We start from the raw sequence: 19336 nt of genomic DNA, 5'->3' as shown, positions 1-19336 counted from the left end.
CAAACGATCACCTAACTCTTCAACTTTCGCATACTGTTTATTTATAAAATAATTATTCAAGTCATACATGGTATTAAATATATATATTATCCTATATAAACCTTTCTATATCAATTTAAAGAACACACAAAAAAAATAAATTCACAAAAAAAATACAAATAGCAAATAAAAATATTTATATTGGAGTTTATAGAAATTCTCATATATAATTTTATAAGATTTTATATCATAATCTCTTATTAATAGCCATATATAAAAATCATCTTTCTTAATTCTCATAAATTTTAGAATCTTTCTTTTATAATGTAAATTATATATGGAAAAATTTAATATAAATGCAAGTACAATATAATAATAACTAATAAATTTTTAATAAATGGGATAAAATGAGCTATAGAGTTAATGTTAATCCTGCTATGATTAAATGGGCTAGAAAAAATGCAGGATTCGAGTTTGAAGATTTACCGAAGTCTCTTAACAATGCTCCCTTATGGGAAAATGATGATTTAAAGCCTACCTGGAAAGATTTAAGGAATTTAGCTAAAAAATATAAGAGACCTCCAGTATTTTATTTGAGATCAGAACCTCCAAAAATCGATGAAATGGATATTATAGAGTTCCGTTCAGATGATAAAATTACTAAATTTAGTTCAGATTTAAATTTAGAGATTAATAAAGCTAAGTTTCGTAGAACTGTATATATAAATATTCAAAATGAAATGAACATGAAAATAAAAGATTTTTCTAAAAATGTTATTGAAAAAGAAGTTAATTATAATAAAGAAACAGTACAACATTTTGCTAAAGCTATTAGAAATTTATTAGGGGTTTCTCTTGAAAAACAATCAGAATGGATTAAAAATGATAGTGGAAATAAGGATTATTTACATTCAAAATTTTTATATGAATGGAAAGAAGAAGTTTCAGAGTTAGGCATATTAATTTTTGAAACTGAAAATGTTTCAGAAAATGAAATGAGTGGATTATCCCTATATTATGATAAATGCCCTATAATTTTATTAAATGGAAAAAATAAACCTAATAGGAGAATTTTTACTTTAATTCACGAATTAGCTCATTTAATGATGGGTGTAAGCACTATATGTGATGTTGATATAGATAATAAAAAAGAATTTTTATGTAACCAAATTACCTCTGAAGTTTTAATTCCACTTGAATCTCTTAAAAATGCAAAAATATCTAAAAATCAATCAGTTAAAGATTATGAAAGTGAAGAATGGACTTCAAGACAATTAGGAGTATTATCCCATATTTATGGTGTGAGTAAACAAACAGTAATTATACAACTATATAAATTAGGCAAAACATCAAAAAATTTCAAAAATTCGACTATAACCACATTAAAAGAACATAATGCTAGATTAAAAGATAAAGAAAAGGAAAGGCTTAAAAATAGTAAAGGTGGAGGCATGGCTCCAGTTAAAAAAGTTAAAAAGTATGATGGAAAGCCATTTTCAAGATTCATTGTCTCTGCTTATGAAAATGAGATAATAGGTCCTACAGAATTCAAAAGATATTTAAATTTGCCTATTGATTCAATAGATTCTTTATATGATGAAATTTTTTAATTATTCAAGTGATTTAAATGTGTTTTATTATTGATACAGATTCTTTGATACATTTAAAACGAAATTATCCTACTAATGTTTTTATAAGTTTATGGGATAATATTGAAGATATGATATTAAATAAAGAATTAATTTCACTTAAAGAAGTCCAAACTGAATTATCAACAGAAGATCGGAATTTCTGGACAACTTTTCACGATATGACTGGAAATTTTTTTATTGATGCATCTAATGAAGAAATGGATAATTTAAAAGAACTAGAAGGATTTAAAGTTTATGATACATTATGGTGTGATGGAGAATCATTAGCTGACCCAATATTAATATGTGTAGGACTACATAATGATTATACTATAATTACCCAAGAGAACCAAAGGAGTGAAATGAGAATTCCTTTTGTTTGTAATAAATTAGGAGTTAATTATTTAAATACAAATCAATTTTTTGAAAATCAAAACTGGAAGTTCTGATTTTTTATTTTTTCAGTTGTATTATATGAAAAATTATTTAAGCTAAATTAACAAAAGTAGTATTCTATTATATAATATCCATATTATAGTCGAAAACCAATTTTTGGCAATATTAATAAATTCTAAATAACTTATTTTATTCTTTATACTAAAAATAAAGATATATTAACTAAATAAAAAAATATAATGATTGCCACCTTAATGTCCCTGTTGAAGGCTTCTGAGCTTCAGCTATAGCTTTACTCTTTCCTGCCCATATGAATTTGTATCTTTCTGGGGACTCGTCTATTTCTTCTGAAAGTATAGTTTTTAATTTATCAAAGTCTATTTTATCTTCTGTTAGTATCTCTGGGAAAAATTCTTTCATTTTAGCTATATTCTCTTCTAAAATATTCTTACTTTCCCCATCAAGTTTTGATTCTATCATAATAATCACTTATTTATCACTTAATTTTAAAACCATTCAATTATAATTTTCATTTATCCATTTCTCCAGTTAAAAAATCAACAATATTTACATGTTTTATTCCTTGTCTGGATCTATCAAAGTCATCCATTGAAAAAACATATTTAGGATAATTATCATTTATTTTAGTTAAAGGTTCGAATTCTCTTTTTATTGTGTTGTCATCTGCTAAAATATATGTAACTTGTATATAAATAGTTTTATTATTTTTTTTACAAACAAAATCCACTTCCTTTTCATAGAATTTACCAATTGTTATATCATATCCTTTCCTAATTAATTCATTATACACTATATTTTCAAGAGTTTGACCTATATCTTCAATATTCTTCCCATAAATGATTTGGCGAAAACCTAAATCTACTACATAAAATTTTTCTATATAATTTAAAAGTTTTTTCCCGATTAAGTCTTCTCTTCTAACTTTATTAATTAAACAAGCATCTTCAAGATAAGATAAGTAGTTATAAATAGTCTTTGTTGAAATACTCACTTTGTCTTTTTTTAAATAATTTACTATATTTTTTGCAGAAAATAATTGTCCTATGTTTGCCATTGTAAACCTAACTATTCTATCTAATAAATCAATATCTCTAATTTCATTTCTTTGAACAACATCTTTAAGAATAATTGAATTATATAAATCTCTAAAAATTTTAATCTTTTCTTTATCATTAAACCCTAATGTAGAAGGCATAGCACCATATTTCATATATTCATTAAAAAGTTTTTTATAGTCTTTTTCTGATTTTGTTTTCTCTTTTAATTCTTTATATTTCAAAAATTCTTTAAATGAAAATGGATAAATTTTTATTTCAACATATCTTCCACTTAAATAAGTAGCCAACTCACCAGATAGAAGTTTAGCATTTGATCCTGTAATATAAATGTCAAATTTATCTTTAGCTAAATAAGAGTTAACAAGCTCTTCCCAACCTTCAACTTTTTGGACTTCATCTAAGAATAAATATTTCTTTTCTTTATTATTTTTAACAAGTTTATTGATATATTCTTTTAATTGATCTTTGTTTCTAATATTAAAATACTCATCTAGCTCAAAATTTATTAAAATAATGTTTTCATCTTTTATTCCTTTTTGTTTTAATAGTTGGATAATTTGTTCAAGTATTGTTGATTTGCCACAGCGTCTAACTCCAGTTAAAACCTTAATGAAATGTTTATTAATAAATGGCTTAATTTCATTTAAATATAACTCTCTTTTAATCATATTAATTCCTTATTTCGATAATTTTTTTAATAATTCAATTAATTACTGTAAGTATTTTCTTATAAGAAAAAAAATATAAGTAATTATAGAATCTTTTCCTATAAGAAAACTTATTTAAAAAAATATACAATTTTTTCTTATAAGAAAACTTATAATATATTTATAAAAACAAGTATTTAAATAATATTAATTAGGGTGCTAAACTTTTCACATTTCTGTAAGGTGTTGTATTACTTTTTAAATAAAAACATATATTTAGATTTTTCTTTGAAAATTGAAAGTCATAATTTAAATAGTTATAAACTCATCGATATCATTACTTTTTAAGGTTTCTTTAATATTAGTTTTATCACTATCACTTGCAAAGCCATTATCTTTGAAGACAACACGAATAGTTTCAGGAGCTAATTCATTTTTAAGTTTAATTATTTCTGTAGCTATTTCTTTAGTGATATTATCATCTAAACATATTAATAGAGAGCCAAATCCTATTGAGTATATTTTTTTATTATCTATAACATATTCTTCAATAGCTAGTGTTAAATCAATACCATATTTAAGCATTATTTCATATATTAAGTCTAATTCTGTTCTTCCAGGAACTAAGTTTTCCGATGAATCTATCAAAGTTTGTTCTAAATTATTATAATCAGGATTCCATTTATTTAAATTTGAAGAGTCTAATTTGAATACTTTAAATCCGATGTCTAATTCTTTATTTTCACTTTCTGAAAGTATTTTATCTCCTGCTCTTCTTATTCTTTCTTTTCCAATTTCAGCTATATTTTTGTATCCTGCTTTATATGCTTCTGATTTTTCATCTGTAGGTTCTGGGATTTGGACAATTATGAATTTTCTATTTTCATTGTTTTCACTATTTAATTTCATGACAGCATGTGCTGTTGTAGCAGACCCTGAAAAAAAATCTAAAACAATTGAATTTTCACTGGTTCCCAAATATAACATTTTCTGAATTAATTCAATTGGTTTAGGATTATCAAACAAAGATTTACCCCCAAATATCTTTTTTAAAAGTTGAGTTCCATTGGTTGTGGTTTCAACATCATCCCACCAAGTCTTAGAAACTTTTCCTCTTTCTTTTGCTTCCCAAATAAATCTTTTTCTTTGAGGGGCACTTTCCCCATCTTTTCCAAAAACAATTCTATTATCTTTTAATAATTCTTGAAATCTATCAAAATCATTTTTCCAACTGCAATTTGCATTTGGATAATAAGTTTTTCCAGTATTTGGATTAGTTATCCCATATTGTTGATTAGGTCTCCAACCACCAACTTGAAAAGGATCAGCTTTCCATAACCCCCTTGAATCATTATCCAAATTTGAAAATCCTTCACCATCATCAGGGAGCCTAAATTCTCCCCTATTTTTTACAAAATAATCCATATTTTTAAAATAAATTAGATTATATGTATGAGAAACAGATATTAAAGCAGTATTAGTTACAGACTTAGTAGAATTCCAAATAATATTCCCAACGAAATTATAATCTCCAAAAATTTCATTACAAATCTTTTTTATATTTTCAACCTCTCCATCAGAAATACTGATAAAAATAGCACCATCATCAGTTAATAGGTTTCTTGCTAATTTCAGTCTAGGATATATCATATTTAGGTAGTTTGTATGATATCTTCCACTAGTTTCGGGATTTGTACTTAATTTAATACCAATGCTCTCTCTCTCTCTCTCTCTCCTGAGTTTCTAGGTGCGACTTGTCCAGTTATTTGAAGATAGTTCTCTAAGTTGTCTTTGTAATTATCAGAATATACAAAATCTTTTCCAGTATTATATGGAGGATCAATATAAATCATCTTAATTTTACCATAATAAGATTTTTGAATCAATTTAAGAACTTCTAAGTTATCTCCTTCAATGTATAAGTTTTTTGTAGTGTCCCAATTTTTACTTTCTTCTTTACACGGTATTAAGGTCCCTGTTGAGGGGGATTGAGCTAATTGGATAGCTTTTGATTTTCCATGCCATGTAAAATTGTATCTTTCATTTGATTCTTCAATATAATCTCCAAAGATTTGTTTAAATTTATCAAAGTCAATTTTATCTTCTGTTACTATTTCTGGAAATAACTCTTTTAGTTTAATTATATTTTCATTTAAAATATCTAAACTTTCAGCATTTAATTTTGATTCTAACATTTTATCACCATTTTAAAAGATTTAATAATTATTTGCATAGATAATTTATGATTAATACCCTTTTAATTAATAATCTTTAGTTTGTACTTTTTTTTAAATCTCTATTTTGAAGATATAGTATCTATAAACGAATTGTATTGATCTGAATCATTAGATCTTATTGTATCTAAAATAATTTTTGCTACATTCTTGAATTCAGTTGTGTTAAATGTGTGCATTGGTCTATCAAACTTATTTTCAGTATGTGAAAATTCATTGAGAACTCTATTAACAATAGCCACAGAATGTTCATCATTGAAAAATTTAACATATTTATCATAAGTTCTCATATTATAATCTGGAAATTTAAAAAACAAATAACTTTCTAAAAATTTCCTTGCATTATTTGGGAAATTATGGAATGAATGGAAATTAGATTCGTTTTTTTCTTCAGTATATACTATATTTATTTGATCAAATAGGTAAATAAACTCAGTGGGATATTTTTTTAAATAATTGGGCATTAAAACTATTTTTCCATTTTCTTGATCATTTTTAAAGTATTTTTCTATTACAAATTTTTCTATTCCCTCATGGGAATCAGTTTTGTATAAATAGGTTAATAAATCTAAGTTATGTGTAGTTAAAAAAATTTGTTTGAAATCGCTCCTAAATATTTCTGAGTCAATAAGAGCAAATATTGTGAATATATTATTAGAATCAAGACTTGTTACTGGATCATCAATGAAAATTGTATAATTTTTTCGATCAGAAATGCTTTTCAATGTTGTTAAAAAGTAGCAGAATGAAATCAAATTCTCTTCACCTTCACTTAAATTTTCAGCTTTCTCATTGCCATTACGATATATAACAAACTCATTATTTTTATCAATAAAATCAAGTTTCAATGAAGGGTGCCCTAATTTATTAGATAGATAATTATTAATTTCATTAGCTGCTGCTCTTTCATCACTTAATTTTGAGTTTAAAGTAGCGATTTTATTAGAGTAATTTGAAATTTCTTCATTTAGACTTTTCACTTTCTCATCATGACTTGAAATTTTGTTTATTATTTTATTTATTTCATCCATCTCATTAAAATAATCAATATCCTCCAAAAAATGATTTATATGGTCTATCCTGAGTGTTTTTCTAGATTTAACTCTTTCATCAGCTATTTTCTTTGAATATTCATTATTTTGTTCAATAATATTATTTAATTCAGTGATTAAGTGTTCTATTGATAAATTCCATTCATTATTATTAATATTCAAGTCAAATTCGATTTTAGATAATTTAAAGATATTACTTCTTCTATTTTCTAATTTTTCCTTAATAAGTTTTAAATCATTAATACAATCATTCTTTGATTTTTCAAATGATTTGGAAAACTTATTAACTTCATTATCAAATATTTCATAAAAATTTTTCTGTTCAATCTTAACATTATTTTCTAAATTATTAATTTGATTTTCAATGTTTATTATTGTTTCATCAATTCTTTTTTCAAATAAATTCACTTCTTTAGTGAAATGAGAGTCCAATCTTTCAAAAAGAGAGCCATCAATATTTTGCCCACAAAAAGCACAAGTAGATCTTTTTCTGTTTAGTTCGACACCAGTTTTAACCCAATTTTGTAATTTTGAATCTTCGAGTAGATAATTAATGGTTTTACTAGGTTTAAGTTCTTTTGTTAATAAATCTTCAGCTTGAGAAAGTTCCTTATAAAAATTAAAAATATTTTGGCTGTATTCATCGAGATTAATCTTTTCTTCTTCATGTATTGTTCTTTCTATTCTTGATTTTTCATCATTTGACAATTTTTCAGTTCCATTTTCGGTAATTTCTTTAATTTCACCTCTAATATCAGTGATGTTATACGCTTTCTTTTTTCCACTAAAATCAAATAAATTAACATTCCTCTTAATTTCAGATGCTTTGTCAGCTAATTTTTTTTCTAATTTATTATCTAAACTTTTTCTTTGTTTTTTATGACTTTGTAAAACTAATTTCTCATCTTCTAATTCTTTATTAATTATGCTTAGTTTTTCTTCTAAATCACTAATTTCTTGCTCGTAATCTAAATTTTTACTACCCAAAATAGCAAATGAGTTAACTTTTCCATCTTTTTTATCTGTAAAAAAGCTGAGATTTAATTTCTTGAAATCAGAATTATAAACCTTTACCTTATTGTTTTCTTTTTCAATATTATTATGATTGATTTTTTTATTTTTGTTAATTACAAGTTCAAAATCTGGATTTTTTAATCCTGTGGGAGGTTTTTTTGTTTCAAGAAATGTGAATAATTTTGAAAATGTTGTTTTTCCAACATAATTTTCCCCATAAAATATGTTGCCTCTTTTAAATGTTTTATCTTTCCCAATGAACTTGTCCCATTCATAATCCTTGAATATGCCTAAATTTTTAATATTGATTTTTTGGAACATGTTAATAACCTTTGAGTTGAATCCCAATTCCATCTTCAACTACTATTTCTGGAAAAAGTTTTTTCATAATTTCTACATTTTCCGCTACAATATCCTTACTTTTTCCATCTAACTGAGTTTCTTCCATTATACTAACCTACCTTCTAATTTTTTAATTTCTTCCTGTAAATTATGGATTTCAATATTAAATTCCATTTGCTTATTAAACTGAGTTTCTTTTTTGCTTTGATTTCTTTTTAAACTAATTTCATCATTTATCCTATCAATTTCATCTTTAATTTCTTTAATCTCATCAGGGCTTAATTTTACTCCAAGAGCTAAATCTCTACCAACTGCTTTTGAAGCATTATAAACATTAATATTATCAACTATATCCGAATAAAATTTATAAAAATTACTAAAACTTAAATTTTCAAGTTGTAATGATTCAAATAACTTTTTATCAATATTATCTAAATTTTCTAAATCTATCCATTCTGTTGAAATGATTTCTTCAAGAGTTACCTTTGAAGAATCTGATAAATGTTCTTTTTTATGTGCTACAAAAAGCTGTATTTTATTATTAAATTGAAAAATAATAAGTGTAGGATATGTAATTGTTCTTAAAATTACATCAGCAATACGATTAATTTTATCTGCCTTTTTTAAAGAAACATGAAAAATCTCAACTTCCTTATAATCTCTAATACTATCTTTATATTCTGTTATTCTAATATTTTCTTCTTTTAAAGAATAACACCATAAAATTTTATGAATATTATCTGTAAAAATAGATTTATCTCTTGTTTTTAAATTAGCATTTTCATAAAATTGTTTTTTAGGTATTTTACTTCCTACTTCGCATTCTTTAGGAATATTGAATATTTCATTTATTTTCATAAAATCACTTTAACACAATAATATTTATTTCAAAATCAAAAATGTAACTAATTCAAACTCATCAAGCCCAATAACATCATTTTTAACTGGATTTGTTCCTCCTTTTTTAAATAAGCTATTTATTCCTGTTTCTTGTTTTTTACCTAAAATATTTTCAATAGCTATTTTTAAAAAGTCAGAATATTTATCCATCTTAGCTCCATCTTTAGTTTCTTTGTTAAAACTAGCTACTAGCTCTTTAAATACCTCTCTTTTTCCAGCACATAAATTTTTATAAAAATCCATTATTCTTTTTGAATGAATATAGTTAAGTTCTACTTCTTTTTCATCATTAACATAACCTAAATAAAATGGAGCAAGAGGATTATAATCTTTTGATTCTGTTTTTCCTTTAGTTTGTTTTAAAAGGAAAATAATTCCTGGATTTAATTCTTCTCTAAACTCTTTATCAATTTCTACAATTGAATAAATTCCACTTGGAGCTTCTTCTAATTCTTTCCTATGTTCTTTCATATACTCCATAAGTTCTACTTTAAAATCATTAAAAGTCAAATCAGTAATTGAAATTCCACCAGAAATATCCTCCAAATCAACTATCTCTTCTTGTAAACATTCTAATTGTTTTTCTCTATAACTTACTTCATTTTTGATTTGATTTTCATCTTCAATTATGTTTTCATCACCAGTAGCAGTTGTATCTACCATAACCATTCTACTTTCTACACGACTGGTTAAATCTATATATTCATCTAAATCCATATTAGGCCAAAAATTCACTAATTGTATCACTTCATTACGTGAACCAATCCTATCTATTCTTCCAAATCGTTGAATAATACGAACTGGGTTCCAATGAATATCATAATTAATTAAATAATCACAATCTTGTAAATTTTGCCCTTCAGATATACAGTCAGTTCCAATTAAAATATCAATTTCTTCTTCAACATCCCCATATATCCTATTTCTTTCTTTTGAAATTGGAGAAAAGTTAGTTAATATGTCATTAATATCTTTTGATTTAAGAAATTTAAAGGTTGTTTTATTATTTTCAGAACCTGTAACAATTGCAGAATGTAAATTAAGCTCTTCAAGAGCCCATTTATGAATATTCTCATATAAATATTGTGCAGTATCAGAAAATGCTGTAAAAATTATAATCTTTTTATTGTTTTTATTAAGTGGGTTTTTTATTTTTTCTACAATTATTTCTTTTAATCTTTGTAATTTTTCATCTCTTTTGGGATTAATTTTTTTAGCTTCATTAAGAATAGTTTGTAATTTTTCTTTATCTAGTTCTAAATCTGCCTTCCATTTTATTAAATCAATATCTTTAAGAAGAACTTTATTTTTAGTTCCAAACATCATATCATCATATTCCTCTTCTTCAGGGTCAATAAGATTAATATCAATGTTTGAATCAAAATCAATACTTCCACTATTTATTTTATCTAAAACCACCTCTATTTTATATAAAATTTTACTAATTGTAAGTTTAAATGAATGTATTGAACTTTCCATACGTTTTAACAAGTTTATTCTCATTAATTTAACTAATTGTCTTTCACGGTCTTCTTGTTTAAATCTCTTATTGTATTTTCCAAGAACGGTATCATATTTATTTTCATAATCTTTTCTTTTTTGAGGTAAAATATAAATCATTGGAGTGTAAATTCCTAAGTTAAGTCTTTTGATTTCAGAATTAATATCCTTAATTGGTGGAAATATATTTTCTGTGTCAATATCAGGATATTCATTAATTGGAGTTTTTCTTTCTGGAAATTTTCCAATTTCATCCATACTATAATATTTTTCAATGTGCCTGCGGGATCTAGCTATTGTTAGAGTATCAAGAAGTTTAAAATAATCTAAATCCATCATATCTACAAATCTTTCACTAGTTCTATATTCCTCTTCAAATTTAGACCATTTATTAAAAACTTCCTGAGCCTTTTTTAAAGTAAATTCAATACTATCTATACCAATATTTTCCAATGCATCATCTTTTTCTTCTGTAATAAAACTAATTTGATTTCGTATATCCCTCATACGATTGTTTACAGGAGTTGCAGATAACATTAAAACTTTAGTTTCAACTCCTGATTTAATAATGTCATCCATTAACTTTTTATATCTTGTTTTTATGTCTTTTCGAGCAGGATTGTTTCTAAAGTTGTGTGATTCATCAATTACAACTAAATCATAGTTTTCCCAGTTAATTGTTTGAAGATTTATCTCTCCAGAATAACCACTTTGCCTACTTAAATCTGTATGATTTAATACATCATAACCAAATCTATCTTTAATAAATATGTTTCTTTTATCATTTTGAGTATAAACTGTCCAATTATCTCTTAATTTTTTAGGAACTAAAACTAAAACTCTATCATTTCTAAGTTCATAGTATTTGATAATAGCTAAAGCTGTAAATGTTTTACCTAACCCAACACTATCTGCAATAATACATCCATTGTGTTTTTCTATTTTATCAATAGCTCCAATTACTGCATCTTTTTGGAATTTGTATAATTTATTCCAAATGTTTGTTTCTTTAAATTTGGTACCTTCTTTAACAACATTATCTTCTCTTAACTCATCAAGATAATCAGTAAATATGTTATACATAGAAACAAAATAAACGAATTCTCCAGGATTTTCTTTGTATATTACTTGCATTTGCTCAAGAAATTGGTCTTTAACATCCTCTAAATTATTATTTTCCCAAAGTTCATTAAATAACATTAAATTTGGAAATGTAATTTCTTTTCCATAAGTACACATGTTAATATCAGACCTATTTGAATGTGTTAAACCTAGTCCGTCTGTTGTAAAATCTACACTTCCATTAATAGATATATCTTCCCCATTATCATTTTCAACATATAACATACGCGGTTGAGATGAATCTGAAGTTTTAAAAGATTTAATTTCAACTTTTTCTTTTATCCAATTAGAACACTCTTTAGCTACAGAACCTTGTTTCATTTCATTTCTAAGTTTTATTTCAAATTCATTCCCAAAAATCCCCTTTTCACCAGAATCATTATTAATATAATATTCCCTCATTTCTTCATTTTTCTTTTTAGTGAAGCTTGGCTTTTTAAAGATAAAACGCATACTATCAATTTTATTTAACTCATTTTTTAACTCATAATATGCATACATTGTAAAATAAGCAGAAATTACAGATAATTTAGACCCTTCTTTAATACTGTCTTGTAGCTCTTTATATACAAGTCCACTTTTTTTATTATCTAATAATTTTGGTGCTTTCATGTTAAAACCTGATAAAAAACTAGTTAGCAATAATATTTTTTAAACTTTAATTAAATTCTCCCTTAAACAAAATATACAGTAATAATAATCTTTAATAAAATATATTTTATTATAAATTGTATATATATCTTTATATAAACTTCATTCTCTTAGAAAAACATAAATAATAAAAACTATAAATAAAAATAAAACCTCCACGATCCGTATATTATGTTGATTCAAGAAAAAACATTTAGAAATAAAATAATCCTAAATAATAATAGAACAAAGGGATTAATATTTTTAAAAAGAATTATATTTACTTAGATTAATGTTTAATAGAATAAGTAACTATTTGTTTAAAAAAAAAAAGATTTAATTTAAATATTTAATAAAAATAAAGTTTGAAAGGTTTTTTCAAGGCTGTCCCATAACTCATTTTTCAATTAGAGTAGAATGAAATATAGAGAAAATAAAAAATTCAAACAATATTTTTTACAATTTTTAAAATTCTTAAAAATAATCATATTATTGGATTAGCCTCTTTTAATATTTTTGTAAAATTTTCATTAAACTGAAAAAACTTTATATTGTTCTGTAAAATTTTCATTAAACTGAAAAAAAGAAGAAAATAAGTATTTAAAAATACTATATTAATAAAAGCATTTTTATAAAATAAATGGTTTATTCTTTTAAATATCTTTTGATCAAACTTTTTTTAAAAGTTTGTTTCAAATTGTGTCAGATTTTAAAAAATCAATTAGATATTCGCTGATTGAGTTTAAAATTAAATATCTAAAATAGAAAATGTTAGATTTATATATAAAAAAGACATATAATATATTATTTTATTATGCATAAAATGGGAAAATTAAAAGGAGAAAAAAATGAAACTGAAAAAAATATTAATAATACTATTAACATTAATATTAGCAGTAGCTATTTGTACAAGTCCAGTAGTTGCTAAAATCTACAAAACTGGCACTATTAAGTTTAAAGATGACATTAGTGCAGGAGTTGATAAAAAATTAGGACACAGTGATCACCTTAATGTATACTATAATAGTAAATATTCTCCGCAACATGAAAATAAAAATATAATTCATATAACTACTTGGTCTAAATTTACTGGTCCTGAACCAAGATATTATAGGGTCTATAAAGCAACAATTAAATTTAAAAAAATTAAGGGTAAAACTAAATATATTACTAAAACATATACAGCCAACAAGAAATATGGAAGCTGGAGTATCTACATCCATCCTCCTAAAGGATATACACCTAAAACAACCACAGTCTATTACAAAAAATTATAGTATTGGTGTTTAATTCAATATTTTTTTATTTATTCAAATAAATGCCATTAATCTAATCAAGAATTAGCTAATTTTCACATATTCATTATCTGTTTTCATGTTGATTTGCATATTAGCAAGTTATTATTTTATTATTATAATTATATTATTATAGTTATTTTATTATAATTATTAATATTAATTATAGAATATTTACTAAATTGTTTTTAGTCAATACAAATTATTTCCCACTGCTGTCAACTTAAGAATTTTTGTTTTTGTTAATAATTTTGTGTGTTGATATATGTTTTTTTAAACAGTGTTTTAAGGTTTATTTTTGTGTTAAATTGTTTAATATCTTATTTTTTTATTAGTTTTTTATTTTTTGTTCTGTTTGTGTTTTTTCTTTGAATAGTTTTTTGACACGATATATTGTTTGTCTTGTTAAGCCTGTTTCTTTGGCTAGTTGGCTGGTTTTTTTGTTTTTTAAGTTGAATAGTATGTAAAACATTGTTCCTATTGGTGTTTGGCTATTTTGAAATATTGTGTTAGTGAAATCGCTGAAATTTGTATTACAATCTTTGCATTGGTATCTGTGTATTCGTCCTTGAGGTCCTCTTTTTTCAACATGAAAAGAGTGGCATTTAGGGCAATATACTCCTTCAGACCATCTTATTTTTCTAAATAGTTCTATTGAATGTTCTTCATTTGGAAGGTTTAAGTTTATTGATTCATTATTATTTCTGGGCATTGTTTATTATATTTTTGTGTTTTATACTATAAATATATATACTATCACACCAATAATCATACATAATGTTTGTGTTTTTAAAATTTTAAAACAAACAATTTACTAGTGAATTATTGGTTTTGATGAAATGCATGGCACTATAAGAAGAATGATAAGTTTATTTGCTTATATTAAAAGTAAAGAAGCCGTTGAATATGGGAGAATGTATAAATCTGCTTTTACTCGTGAAAGTCCTTTAAATTTTGAAAATTCCATATTGATCCACATAAATAAGCATGGACTGACTAATCATATGGAATTAAGAAATTATTTCAAAAAAATAGGCAAAATAAGTATTTCTAAGCAAGCATTTTCTAAATCAAAGGAAAAATTAAATCCAAATGTATTTAAAAACCTAAATAATCACTTATTAACAAAGTTTTACGGCAGTAATGAAGTTAAAAAATTTAAAAACCACTTAATTTTATCCGGTGATGGTAGTAAATCCACATTACCATATAATAAAACCCTTGAAAACATATTTGGAGGCATTATCAACAAATTTCAAGAATTAACATCAGTAGCAATAAATTTAACCACAATTTACGATTGTTTAAATGGATTCATAATAGACCTAGAATTAGATAAATATAAAACCAGTGAAAAAGAATTAATAAATAGAAACATGGACAATATAACGAAATTAGACTATTTAAAAGATACAAAAAAGATATTTATCTGTGATAGAGGATTTCCATCAATAGAATTCTTTAACTACCTTCTAGAAAAAAATGAAAAATTCATATTCAGAATAAGAAAAAACTCATATAAAGCAGAAAAAACAATAATGAAAACCAATGATGAATTCATAGACATAAATATAAACAAAACACGGCTAAATCATATAAAAAACAAAGAATTAAAAGAAAAATTACTCAAAAAAGAAAAACTCAATCTCAGAATCACAAAAATAACACTACCCACAGGAGAAGAAGAACATTTAATAAGCAATTTAAACAAAAAAACATTCACTTCAAACGATTTAAAAGAATTATACAACCTAAAATGGGGAATAGAAGTCTCATACGACTCATTAAAAAACCTATTCGCCATAGAAAATGTGAGCGGTTATTCAGAAATAGCAGTCAAACAAGACTATTTATCCCAAATACTAGCATACAACATTGTAAACGACCTAGAAAACACAGCACAAAAAATACTCAACCAAAAAACACAAAACACAAAAGATCCAAAACCTAAAAAGAAAAAAATCAATAAAAACATCGCACTAGGAATCATAAAAGAAGAATTAATAAAAATAACGAGATTAACAGAGGAAAACACACAAAAAGAAAAACTAATAGAACTAATTCAAGAAATATCAAAAACATACACACAAACAAGCACGACAAAAAGCCCCAGAAAACCTAAAAGAGCATATTCAACAAAAAATAGAACCAATAACAGAAAAAGCTTCTAAAAACAACAACATAAAAAAAAATTTAAAAAAATTCTTAAGTTGACAGCAGTGAATTATTTCCTTGTTTTGATCCTTTAAAGTTAAAAAACAAAACAATATCACTCATTGGATAATTCATCACTAATAAAATCATTCAAGTGTTTAATGGCTATTTTAACCATTTCAGGTGCTGGGCCTCCTGGAACTTTCCTTAATTTAACATTTAAAACAGGATCAAGTGCATTTTGAATTAAATCATCATCAAGACCTAAGTTATCAATATCCAATTCTTCAGCAATTTTATCAATAAATTCCGTGTCAATATCTTTTATATCAACATCACCCCCAATAGCTTCACTTACAACTCTTCCAACAATTTTGTGAGCTATTCTAAATGGAATTGACTTTTCTTTAACAATTAAATCAGCCAAATCTGTTGCTGTTGCAAAATTACGGTTTGCAAGGTATAATGCCCTTTCTTTATTAAATTTAATGGAAGAAATCATTGATGTCATAATTTTCAAGACATCGTAGGTGTTTTCATAAGCATTCCACAAATGAGGAGTTATTTCTTGTAAATCTCTATTGTATGTAAATGGAATAGCTTTTAAAATAGATAAAATTGTAAATAACTCTCCACTTGCTATTGTAGACTTTGCTCTTGCAATTTCAGCCACATCAGGATTCTTTTTTTGAGGCATTATTGATGATGTGGAAGAGAAGTCATCTCCAATTTCAACAAGTCTAAATTCATAGCTACTCCAAAGTATCATTTCTTCAGCCATTTTAGAAAGGTTAGATGAAAGCATTGATAAATCAAATACAGTTTCACCAATAAAATCCCGAGCAGAAACACCATCCATTGAATTTTCTAAATATTCATCAAATCCTAATAGTTTGGTGGTTAGTTCACGGTTTATAGGAAAAGTAGTGGTTGCCATTGCAGCAGAACCTAAAGGATTTAAGTTAATTCGTTTATATGTGTCTTTTAAACGCTGATAATCTCTTTTAAGAGACTGAGCATAAGCCATTAAGTGATGTCCAAAAGTTAAAGGTTGTGCATGTTGAAGGTGGGTGTATCCCACAAAGATTGTTTCAGTATGTTCACTTGCCAAATCTAATAACTCTTTAATAAATTCTAAAATAGCTTTTTCAAGTTCAAGAACTTTTTTTCTTAAAGCTAAACGAATATCTGTTGCAACTTGATCATTTCTACTTTTAGCTGTATGCATAAACCCTGCATCAGAGCCTATTAAATCTGTAACATAGTTTTCAACAGCCATATGAATATCTTCAACAGAATGGTCAAATTCAAGAGATTCATAACCTTCTTCTTCTAATTGAATTAAAGCTCCAAGGATTTTATCAGCTATTTTTTCGTCAATTATTTTTTCTTCCTTTAACATTAATGTATGTGCAAAGTTACACTTAATATCTGCTTCAAATAGATATTTATCAAATTCTAAAGAGCTTGTAAATTCTGCTGCATCATCAGTCATAGATTTTCCTAATCTTCCTTTTCTAATGTTCAATTTAACACCTGTTATCAATGAGCTATTTAATATTTATAAAAAAGTTATTAAAATATTTATTTAAAATTTAAAAAAAAATGAACACATTAAAATATGTTACTGGTTTGAGTTTTATGGTTTTTTCAATATTGTTTATTTTCATTTACTTTAAAAATAAACAGTTTTTAATAGATATTTAATTTAATTTTATTTTTTTTTTGATTTCAAAAAGTAAAGTTTTTGACTTTGACAAAAAATGTAAAATAAATATATATTTAATAAGTAATTTTAATTATGTACAAAATATTATATAACATTTAATTTTAAAAAAAATTATTCAATTAAGTTAAAATTTTAAAACAAAAAATATACTAAATTAAAAGGATAAAATAACAAATACTCAAAAAATAAGTTATTTATAATAAAAAGCATTATTTGCCTGTTATTAAAATAGTTATGAATCTCTTGATAATAATAGAAATAAATACATACATCTAATGAGCAAATCTAGATTAAATACAAAAAATTTTATCCAATAAAAACCAAACTTATCAATTCAATCATTGTTTCTCAGTATAAAAATTCCATTTGCCTCAAAAAATAAAAATTATGCAAATCCATGACTTTGACCAGAAGAATCATATAATGTGCCATTTATTGCATCAACATATGCATAATTACCTACTTCATCATTCCATACAACCTTATACATTTGGCGACCTTTAAACTCTACCAAAGAAGCAGAATTTGGTTTTCCTAAAATAGGAACATGACTAGCAATTTCTAATGCTTTTTTTTCACCAATATACTCTGATCCTTTTTCACCAATATTCTTTGGTTCTTGAACCAATACAAATTCATTTTTTACAAGTAATATCCCAAGCAATGTTACTATAATAATTATTACTAAACTAATTAAAACTTTTTTATTCATCATACTCCCTCATTTATATATAAAATAATCTGATTAAAACAAAAAAATATAAAATTAAACATCAAAAGAGTTTTCATAAAGAATACTTTCATGACTTTTAAATTCAACTGTCCCATCATTATTGTAAATAATTATTTTAATGTGTGCTGGTTTTTTATTATCATTACCATAATAAGGAACATGAATATAATATGTCTCATCTTCATATATATCACTAATACTGAGTGGAGTTGTCCCAATAATCATTTTATTCTCGTCATAAAATACTATTTCACCATACACAAAATTAAAAGTTTTATTAGATTTTAATACACCTGAAACATTTCCGTCATATACATTAGAATAAGGAAAAATCGCAAAATTTGCTTTAAAATCAGAAAATTCAATAGCATTCTTTTCATCCATTATTTCTTGTTTTTGTACTTCACTAGCAACAAAAAAAACCCCAAATATTAAAATTATGGAGAGTATTGGAATTAAAATTTCTTTTTTAACCATTTACACTATCTCCCAATTTTATATCTTTATTATATACAAATAATAAAATTCCAGACAAAATATATAAAATAATTCCAATATAACTAAATAAAAAGGTGGTTCCCGTTAAAACAAAAGTTAATCCAGCTAAAATAAATTCAATTGCAGAAAAAATCTTGTCTATTTTAGATAGATATATAGCAAAAATTGCAAAAATTGCTGCCAATATTCCAAATGCAAAACTGAATATTAAATCATAATTTGTAAAATAAGTAAAATTTAATGTGAATAATCTAATAATATAAATTATGTTCATTAAAATCCCAATTATTCCAATTAAAATCGGTAGTTTTATTTTCATGATATACCTATAAAAAGTTTATTTAAAAAATAGTCATATAACATAAAAATTTAATTACCAACATATAAATAGTTTATGTATA

General features: G+C 24.6%; 17 protein-coding genes. 4 read left to right on the top strand and 13 right to left on the bottom strand.

Annotated features, from left to right (window positions below; translation table 11 throughout):
• The first annotated feature begins 386 nt into the window (after nt 1–386).
• Both MBCUR_RS00425 and MBCUR_RS00420 read left to right on the top strand, forming a co-directional pair.
• Entirely contained in the window at nt 387–1589 is a 1203-nt protein-coding gene (locus tag MBCUR_RS00425) for an ImmA/IrrE family metallo-endopeptidase (protein WP_067088825.1), read from the top strand.
• Between the two features lie 17 nt (nt 1590–1606).
• Nucleotides 1607–2059 carry a DUF4411 family protein gene (locus MBCUR_RS00420; RefSeq protein ID WP_067088823.1) on the top strand — a complete coding sequence of 151 codons (453 nt, stop codon included), beginning with the start codon at nt 1607–1609 and terminating at the stop codon, nt 2057–2059.
• A gap of 169 nt (nt 2060–2228) precedes the next feature.
• Here MBCUR_RS00420 and MBCUR_RS00415 read toward each other — a convergent pair whose 3' ends face one another.
• The 8 genes from MBCUR_RS00415 to MBCUR_RS00390 form a co-directional block, all read right to left on the bottom strand.
• Nucleotides 2229–2486 carry a hypothetical protein gene (locus MBCUR_RS00415; RefSeq protein ID WP_067088820.1) on the bottom strand — a complete coding sequence of 86 codons (258 nt, stop codon included), beginning with the start codon at nt 2484–2486 and terminating at the stop codon, nt 2229–2231.
• A gap of 49 nt (nt 2487–2535) precedes the next feature.
• Nucleotides 2536–3753: an ATP-binding protein gene (locus tag MBCUR_RS00410; protein ID WP_067088819.1), complete on the bottom strand. Its 1218-nt coding sequence runs from the start codon at nt 3751–3753 to the stop codon at nt 2536–2538.
• A gap of 288 nt (nt 3754–4041) precedes the next feature.
• Nucleotides 4042–5439, bottom strand: a complete 1398-nt coding sequence (locus tag MBCUR_RS00405) for a site-specific DNA-methyltransferase (RefSeq protein ID WP_281190495.1) — start codon at nt 5437–5439, stop codon at nt 4042–4044.
• Nucleotides 5430–5927: a DNA methyltransferase gene (locus MBCUR_RS10645; RefSeq protein ID WP_211265107.1), complete on the bottom strand. Its 498-nt coding sequence runs from the start codon at nt 5925–5927 to the stop codon at nt 5430–5432. The genes MBCUR_RS00405 and MBCUR_RS10645 overlap by 10 nt, the downstream gene beginning before the upstream one ends.
• A 101-nt stretch (nt 5928–6028) precedes the next feature.
• The gene (locus MBCUR_RS00400) at nt 6029–8386 is read right to left on the bottom strand and encodes an AAA family ATPase (protein WP_084269379.1); all 2358 of its coding nucleotides are present in this window, start codon (nt 8384–8386) and stop codon (nt 6029–6031) included.
• A complete protein-coding gene (locus tag MBCUR_RS10870; protein WP_281190494.1) occupies nt 8355–8480 on the bottom strand; it encodes a hypothetical protein in 126 nt (41 codons plus the stop codon). Before MBCUR_RS10870 ends, MBCUR_RS00400 begins: the two co-directional genes overlap by 32 nt.
• Nucleotides 8480–9232 (bottom strand): DUF4391 domain-containing protein, encoded by a 753-nt coding sequence (locus MBCUR_RS00395; RefSeq protein ID WP_067088812.1) that lies wholly within the window; start codon nt 9230–9232, stop codon nt 8480–8482. The genes MBCUR_RS10870 and MBCUR_RS00395 overlap by 1 nt, the downstream gene beginning before the upstream one ends.
• Nucleotides 9233–9256: 24 nt before the next feature.
• Nucleotides 9257–12508, bottom strand: coding sequence for a helicase-related protein (locus MBCUR_RS00390; RefSeq protein WP_067088809.1), 3252 nt, complete (start codon nt 12506–12508; stop codon nt 9257–9259).
• Nucleotides 12509–13374: 866 nt separating this feature from the next.
• On the opposite strand from MBCUR_RS00390, the gene MBCUR_RS00385 reads away from it, so the two are divergent.
• On the top strand, nt 13375–13803 hold the full coding sequence (locus MBCUR_RS00385; RefSeq protein WP_067088806.1) for a hypothetical protein: 429 nt from the start codon (nt 13375–13377) through the stop codon (nt 13801–13803).
• Nucleotides 13804–14152: 349 nt separating this feature from the next.
• On the opposite strand, the gene MBCUR_RS00380 is transcribed toward MBCUR_RS00385, so the two are convergent.
• Nucleotides 14153–14533, bottom strand: coding sequence for a transposase (locus tag MBCUR_RS00380; protein ID WP_067088804.1), 381 nt, complete (start codon nt 14531–14533; stop codon nt 14153–14155).
• Nucleotides 14534–14660: 127 nt separating this feature from the next.
• Between MBCUR_RS00380 and MBCUR_RS00375 the strand changes: the two genes are divergently transcribed.
• Entirely contained in the window at nt 14661–15992 is a 1332-nt protein-coding gene (locus MBCUR_RS00375) for an IS4 family transposase (RefSeq protein ID WP_067088801.1), read from the top strand.
• A gap of 98 nt (nt 15993–16090) precedes the next feature.
• Here MBCUR_RS00375 and argH read toward each other — a convergent pair whose 3' ends face one another.
• The 4 genes from argH to MBCUR_RS00355 all read right to left on the bottom strand — a co-directional run bounded on the left by argH (nt 16091) and on the right by MBCUR_RS00355 (nt 19254).
• Nucleotides 16091–17503: an argininosuccinate lyase gene (argH, locus tag MBCUR_RS00370; RefSeq protein WP_067088798.1), complete on the bottom strand. Its 1413-nt coding sequence runs from the start codon at nt 17501–17503 to the stop codon at nt 16091–16093.
• Between the two features lie 586 nt (nt 17504–18089).
• Nucleotides 18090–18419, bottom strand: a complete 330-nt coding sequence (locus MBCUR_RS00365) for a hypothetical protein (protein ID WP_067088795.1) — start codon at nt 18417–18419, stop codon at nt 18090–18092.
• A gap of 51 nt (nt 18420–18470) precedes the next feature.
• Entirely contained in the window at nt 18471–18914 is a 444-nt protein-coding gene (locus tag MBCUR_RS00360; RefSeq protein WP_067088793.1) for a hypothetical protein, read from the bottom strand.
• Nucleotides 18907–19254, bottom strand: coding sequence for a hypothetical protein (locus tag MBCUR_RS00355; protein ID WP_067088790.1), 348 nt, complete (start codon nt 19252–19254; stop codon nt 18907–18909). The genes MBCUR_RS00360 and MBCUR_RS00355 overlap by 8 nt, the downstream gene beginning before the upstream one ends.
• Nucleotides 19255–19336 lie beyond the last annotated feature (82 nt).

The sequence above is a fragment of the Methanobrevibacter curvatus genome (assembly GCF_001639295.1).
In the GTDB taxonomy this organism is placed as follows: Archaea; Methanobacteriota; Methanobacteria; order Methanobacteriales; family Methanobacteriaceae; genus Methanoflexus; species Methanoflexus curvatus.
Note: the sequence above shows the minus strand (reverse complement) of the source record. Positions and strands in the feature narration are given on the sequence as shown.